This window comes from Acidovorax sp., assembly GCF_016783915.1.
In the GTDB taxonomy this organism is placed as follows: domain Bacteria; phylum Pseudomonadota; class Gammaproteobacteria; order Burkholderiales; family Burkholderiaceae_C; genus Acidovorax.
In genome coordinates this window covers 1-6,440 of record NZ_JADHVT010000210.1, presented here as the reverse complement: position 1 = coordinate 6,440, position 6,440 = coordinate 1, and the positions used below count along the sequence as shown (strand labels likewise).

The window sequence follows — 6,440 nt, the reverse complement described above, 5'->3', positions numbered from 1 at the left end:
CTCTCCATCGGTCATGGAGGCTGCGGTCGTGGATGCGGCTTTTCCGGCGTCTCCAGCGGCCTGCGCCACGGCCGACAGCGGCATGAGAGTGACCAGCGACAACATAGCGCCGATCAATAAAGTGTTTGCGTTTTTCATACGAGCTCCTTGTTCAATTGCGTGCAGGGATTCCCCGATTACTTCTTGACCACCGTGACCTGGCCCTTCATGCCTGCGTCGTAGTGGCCTGGGTACAGGCAGGCGAACTTCACTTCGCCAGCCTTGGTGAACTGCCAGATGATTTCGCCTTGCTTGCCGGGGGCCAGCGACACCTTGCTGGGCTCGTCATGCTCCATGTCCGGGAACTTCTTCATCGTCTCGTAGTGCTCCTTGAGTTCGGCATCGGTGCCCAGGCTGAACTCATGCTTGACCTGGCCACTGTTCTTGATCACGAACTTGACCGTTTCGCCCTGCTTGACGGAGATCGCGGCGGGCGTGAAGCGCATGGTGTCAGCCATGTCCACGTTGATTGTGCGACTGACTTTGGAGGCTTTGCCTGGTTCGCCGATGGCTGACTCCTCGCTTCCATGGCCGTGACCGCCGCTGTGGGTACCGCCCGCAAAGCTGTTGAAGGACAGGGCCACCAGGGCGGAGGCGGCGATCAGGGAAAGAGTGCGTTTCATAGTTACCTTGGGTTGTGGATGAGGAAAGGAGGCGATCAGTGGCCGCTGTGCGAAGACGGCTTTTTGACCTTGACGACAGTGTCCGAACTGGACTTCTCTTTGCGGGGCATGGATTGGCCGCCCTCGGCCTTGAAGCGGGCAGGCTCCGCCATCGGGCCGGTGTACTCGTACGCCACCGTGCCCTCTGGGTTCTTGTACCAACCCGGATTTTTGTAGTCGCCCGGTTTCTGGTCGCGGCGTACTTTGACGACGCTGAACATCCCGCCCATTTCGACCGACCCGAACGGGCCTTCCCCGGTCATCATGGGAATGGTGTTGTCCGGGATGGGCATCTCCATCTCGGTCATGTCCGCCATGCCCCGTTCGCCCATGACCATGTAGTCGGGGATCAGGTTGTTGATCTTCTTGGCCACGCCCCGGTGGTCTACGCCAATCATGGTGGGAATGCCGTGACCCATTGCATTCATGGTGTGGTGACTCTTGTGGCAGTGGAATGCCCAGTCACCTTCTTCGTCCGCGAGGAACTCGATCTGGCGCATCTGGCCCACGGCCACGTCGGTGGTCACTTCATAGAGACGGGTGCTCTTGGGTGTAGGACCACCATCCGTGCCCGTCACCAAAAACTCGTGACCGTGCAAGTGCATGGGGTGGTTGGTCATGGTGAGATTGCCGATGCGAATACGCACCTTGTCATTGAGCCGGACGTTCAAGGAGTCGATGCCAGGAAAGATGCGGCTGTTCCAAGTCCATAAATTGAAATTCAGCATTTCCGCGACCTTCGGCGTAGCGGCCCCGGGCTCAATGTCGTAGGCACTGAGCAGGAAGCAAAAGTCTCGATTCACTTCATCAATCAGCGGATGCTTGGTCTTTGGATGCGTGATCCAAAAGCCCATCATGCCCATGGCCATCTGGGTCATCTCATCGGCGTGCGGGTGGTACATGAAGGTACCTGGACGGCGCGCCACGAATTCGTAGACGAAGGTCTTGCCCGACTGGATTGCGGGCTGGTTCAATCCCGCCACACCGTCCATGCCATTGGGCAAACGCTGTCCATGCCAGTGGATGCTGGTGTGCTCGGGCAGCTTGTTGGTCACAAAAATGCGAACGCGGTCGCCTTCCACCACTTCAATGGTGGGACCAGGACTCTGGCCGTTGTATCCCCACAGGTGGGCCTTGAAGCCAGGGGCCATTTCGCGCACAACGGGTTCTGCCACCAGGTGGAACTCCTTGACCCCCTGGTTCATGCGCCAGGGCAGCGTCCAGCCGTTGAGCGTGACCACCGGGTTGTAGGGGCGCCCGGAGTTGGGCACCAGCGGCGCCATGGTGTCTGCGCTTGTCTGGTACACGGGTTCTGGCAGTGCGGCCATTGCCACGCGGCTCACACTCGCTGCGGCCACGGCCCCTCCGGCAATGCCAGCAAACCGGAAAAAATCTCTTCTTGAATTCATGTTGGTTTCCTTGAGGGGATCAGTGGCCTGCACCGGCTTCGGCAGCGGCTGCGCCACCGCCCGAGACGCCAGCGCTGGTGGGCTTGCCGATGAGAGAGGCCTGAAGGGCGGCGTCCGCCAGCCAGAACTGCTGTTCGGCGTTCAGGGCCGCCATCACCGAGTTCACCTGGTCGCGGGAGTCGGCAAGCAACTCGAAAACGCTGATCAGCATCCCGTTGTAGCGAAGCTGGTTTTCTTCGGAGATGGTTTTTCGCAGGGGAATCACCTCGTCGCGGTGGTGACGCGCGATGTCATATGCAGTGCGGTACGCGGAGTAGCTCTCCCTAAGGTTCGAACCCGCCGCGCGTGCGGTTGCTTCCAGGCGGTTGGCCGCAGCCAGGGTCTGCGCATTCATGGCGTCGCGCCGCATTCCACCCCAGTCGAAGATCGGCAGCTGCAGGCTGATCTCGAAGCCGCGCCGCGTGGAGTGGGTGTTCTCGGCGGCATCAAAGACAGAGTCGCGCCGCACGCCCAACTCGATGTCTGTGAAGGTCGTGATCCTGTTCCAGCCTTGCGCGCGTGCAGCTGCGTCGTAGTCAGCCTTCGCGATCTGCAGATCCAGCCGCCCCTTAGACGCTTGGCGGCCAGCGTCCGATGGGGACAGCGGCTCCTTGGGCAGTGTGGGCAGGCGCTCAGGCAACTTGAGCTGTTGGGCTTGGCTGTCGTCCAGACCCAGCAGCCGGACCAGTTCCTCACGGGCTGCCGTGACTTGGTGCTGGGCACTGGCCAGCTGGGTCGCTGTGTCGGCATAGAACGCTTGCTGGCGTGCACGGTCAAGCTTGTTGAAATTGCCCACCGCCTGCATGCGCTTGGCCAGTTCGGCACTGGCTTGGGCGCTGGCGACGACCTGTTGGGTGTAGGCCAGCGTTTGTTGCGCGGCAACGGCGCGTACCCATGCCTGACGTACCTGCGTGACTTGGTCCACTACCTCGCTGCTCAGGCGCAACTGGGTCTGCTTGATGCGCTGCTCGGCGATGCCTTTGCGCGTCGGCAAGGTCAGCAGGTCCAGCAGCCCGAAGGACAGGAGGCGGCCGATCTCCGTCTCGCTGCCCAGGCGAACGCGCTCCAGGCTCAGGATGGGGTTGGCGATGCGGCCGGACTGGGCTGCCGTGGAAGCGTCCGCCCAGTTTTGAGCCACGATGGCCTGCAGGGATGGGCTATTGACGAGTGCGAGTTGAACGGCATCCTTCTGACTGAGCGGCTTGGCCAGCAGATCCGAAGCGCGCTGGCGCAAGGCGTCCCGCTCGCTCTGGTCCCGGGCCAAGGTAAGCTGGCCGTCCGTGAAACCGCTTGCGGCTGTATTGGCGCTGGTGAGGTTCTGCTCCAGATTCACGCTGGCGCAACCAGACAAGACCGCCACTGCGGCCACGGCGATCACGAGTTTGGCGCGGGGCGTGTGCAAGGGGCGGTTCATTGTTTGCCCCCGTGGTGTGCGTCATGGCCCTGCGCGGGTTGGTCCTGGCCGGTTGTGGGTGCCGTCTGGCGCATTTCCTTGGCATAGGTGCGCCATCCTCCGATCTCGCCCACCTTGTCATTGGCCGCTTTCCAGGGCTGGACGGATTGCTCTTTGTAGGCCTCGTAGCCCGAGAGGGCTGATCGGTACGAAAGCTGATAGTCCACCTTGGCGGATTCGCCCTCTGGCATCTGAGCCAGAGCCAGGGACGGCGCTATTAGCGCGGCGGCCAGCCAGGGGGTTGATATAGGTCGTGAAAGCCAGGAAATTTTCATAGGTTCACCATGCGTTCTTGATGCAACGCATTGTGTGATCCCAAGGCTTCCGCCGACATAACGGCTTAATTACATCTTTGTCATCTGAAAGAAAGCCCGCGATCTGCAGGCACACTTGCCGTCATTCGCAGACAGGGAGATCCCGTGAAGATATTGATCGTCGAGGATGAAATCAAAACCGGCGAATACCTGCGCCAAGGCTTGCGTGAGGCAGGGTTCAACGCCGATCTGGTTCACAACGGAGTCGATGGCCTGCATCTGGCCCAGGAAGGTGACTACGACCTGGTGATCCTGGATGTGATGCTTCCTGGGATGGATGGCTGGCAGGTGCTCACCAATCTGCGTCGCCGGGGCCTGGAGATGCCCGTACTGTTTCTCACGGCCAAGGATCAGGTGCAAGACCGGATCAAAGGGTTGGAACTGGGGGCGGACGACTACCTGGTCAAACCGTTTTCCTTTGCCGAGCTATTGGCGCGAGCGCGCACCATCCTCAGGCGTGGTCGCAATGGCACCGAGGTGACGATCCTCCAGGTGGCCGATCTAGAACTGGACCTCTTGCGGCGGCGAGTCAGCAGATCGGGCAAACGCATTGACCTCACGGCCAAGGAGTTCGGACTCCTGGAGCTGCTGATGCGCCGCCAAGGGGAAGTTCTGCCGCGCTCTCTGATCGCGTCGCAGGTATGGGATATGAATTTCGACAGCGATTCCAACGTGATTGAGGTGGCGATGCGCAGGCTTCGGGCCAAGATTGACGATGCCTATGACGCCAAGCTGATCCAGACGGTGCGAGGCATGGGGTATGTGCTTGAAGCGCCGCAGGAGCGTGCGTGAAAGCCCGGTACTCGCTCACGACACGGCTGACGGTCTTTTTTACTTTGGCGTCCGCCTTGGTGCTGATCGGCCTGGGGACTCTCGTCGCGATTTCCATTGACCGGCATTTCGTGGAGCTTGACCGCGATGCACTGCGTGACAAGGTTCACCTGACGCGTGAGGTCATCGGCAAATCGAAGTCGCCGCAGGATCTGAAGACGCGGCTGGATGACGTTTTGCACAGCCATGAGGGCCTCTTCGTCACCGTGCTTCGCAATGGTCAATCGCTGTACTCGACGGAAGACTTTGAGTTTCCTGCGGACTTGAGCGTGCGGACCGAGCATTCCCGCTTGGGGGTCGCCTCGTGGCGAATCAAGGACCGTGAGTACCGGGGAATGTCCGAAGCCGTGACGCTGCCAGGTTCCGCAGAGCCGCCGCTGCAGGTCTGGGTGGCCGTGGACATTGCTCACCACAAGCACTTCATGTACGAATTGATTTGGGTACTTGTGGGCTACGTGGCATTGGCAACGCTGGTGGCTGGGGTCCTGGGCTGGTGGGCCGCAAAGAATGGCTTGGCCCCCCTTCGCGCCATGCGGTCCCGCGCCATGGCCATCACGGCACAGCGACTGGACGAGCGGATGCCAACCCAGGAGTTTCCGGTGGAGATGGCCGACCTGGCGACCACCCTCAACGAGATGCTCCGGCGCTTGAAGGAGGAGTTCGACCGACTGTCCGAGTTTTCTTCGGACCTGGCTCACGAGCTGCGTACGCCGATCAACAATCTGATGACACAGACACAGGTCACGCTCAGCCAGGCTCGTTCTTCCGAGGAGTACCAGGACATACTGGCCTCCAACGCCGAGGAGTACCAGCGCTTGGCCCGCATGGTGGCTGACATGTTGTTCCTGGCCAAGGCTGACCACGGGCTCATTCTTCCCAGCACCGAGAGAATTGCGGTCCATGATGAAGCACAGGCTTTGTTTGACTTCTACGAGGCCCTTGCTGAAGAAAAGCAGGTCCGACTGCAATTGGTCGGGGCGGCGGAGATCGCCGGCGACCGGTTGATGCTGCGCCGGGCGCTCAGCAATCTCCTGTCCAACGCCATTCGCTACACCCCACCAGGCGAGCAGGTGGTCGTGGACATCCAGGGGGACCTGCACGGAACCACCGTGGATGTCGTCAACACCGGGCCTTCCATCGATGCGCAGATGATCCCCCGCCTGTTCGACCGCTTCTTTCGGGCAGACAAGTCGCGCAAGCAGCTGGACTCCGATGGTGCGGGCTTGGGCTTGTCCATCACCCAGGCGATTGTTCATGCGCACCGGGGGCGGATTTCCGTGAGTTCGGCCGGTGGCAGGACTTGTTTTTCGATGTATTTCCCCAGTGCACAGAGCATTGGCAAGCACCTCACGACAGATGCATGACCCCCTGGCAACCCTCATAGACGGCTGGAAGGCAGACCCGCGCAGCACCTACAACACCTGGTTCCTGTGGGATCAGCGGATCAAGAACTTCCGCTCCATTCGCCGAGGCATTGCGCAGGTGGTGCAGGACATCCGTGGCGGAACGTTTGGCAACGCCTACCGAGGATCCTCTCTCGAGACTATTGTGGGTTCCGTGGCGGAGCAGCGCCAGATCTTCAAGGGTGCGGACCACGCTTTCCTCTGGAAACCCAAGCTGCGGATTCCGGATATCTACGAGAATGCGAGCAACCAGCGCGCCTTTGCGGACCTCCTGCACACCTGCGATCGCT

The 6,440-nt window shown here is 60.8% G+C and carries 6 protein-coding genes and 1 pseudogene; 3 read left to right on the top strand and 4 right to left on the bottom strand.

Annotated elements, in window-relative coordinates:
• Window positions 1-176 precede the first annotated feature (176 nt).
• Genes ISS20_RS22805 through ISS20_RS22790 form a run of 4 tightly spaced genes read right to left on the bottom strand, consistent with a single transcriptional unit; the run spans window position 177 to window position 3,877 of the window.
• The gene (locus ISS20_RS22805) at window positions 177-662 is read right to left on the bottom strand and encodes a cupredoxin family protein (RefSeq protein WP_056419630.1); all 486 of its coding nucleotides are present in this window, start codon (window positions 660-662) and stop codon (window positions 177-179) included.
• 35 nt (window positions 663-697) lie between these two features.
• The gene (locus tag ISS20_RS22800) at window positions 698-2,110 is read right to left on the bottom strand and encodes a copper oxidase (RefSeq protein WP_291439828.1); all 1,413 of its coding nucleotides are present in this window, start codon (window positions 2,108-2,110) and stop codon (window positions 698-700) included.
• Window positions 2,111-2,129: 19 nt separating this feature from the next.
• Window positions 2,130-3,563, bottom strand: a complete 1,434-nt coding sequence (locus tag ISS20_RS22795) for a TolC family protein (protein WP_209818032.1) — start codon at window positions 3,561-3,563, stop codon at window positions 2,130-2,132.
• A complete protein-coding gene (locus ISS20_RS22790) occupies window positions 3,560-3,877 on the bottom strand; it encodes a hypothetical protein (protein ID WP_291439823.1) in 318 nt (105 codons plus the stop codon). Before ISS20_RS22790 ends, ISS20_RS22795 begins: the two co-directional genes overlap by 4 nt.
• A gap of 144 nt (window positions 3,878-4,021) precedes the next feature.
• Here ISS20_RS22790 and ISS20_RS22785 point away from each other — a divergent pair, with 144 nt between their 5' ends.
• The 3 genes and pseudogenes from ISS20_RS22785 to ISS20_RS22775 all read left to right on the top strand — a co-directional run.
• Window positions 4,022-4,708: a heavy metal response regulator transcription factor gene (locus tag ISS20_RS22785; RefSeq protein WP_291439821.1), complete on the top strand. Its 687-nt coding sequence runs from the start codon at window positions 4,022-4,024 to the stop codon at window positions 4,706-4,708.
• A complete protein-coding gene (locus tag ISS20_RS22780; protein WP_291439819.1) occupies window positions 4,705-6,111 on the top strand; it encodes a heavy metal sensor histidine kinase in 1,407 nt (468 codons plus the stop codon). Before ISS20_RS22785 ends, ISS20_RS22780 begins: the two co-directional genes overlap by 4 nt.
• Window positions 6,104-6,440: pseudogene (locus ISS20_RS22775) on the top strand (type II restriction endonuclease); the annotation flags it as partial. The gene ISS20_RS22780 and the pseudogene ISS20_RS22775, both read left to right, overlap by 8 nt.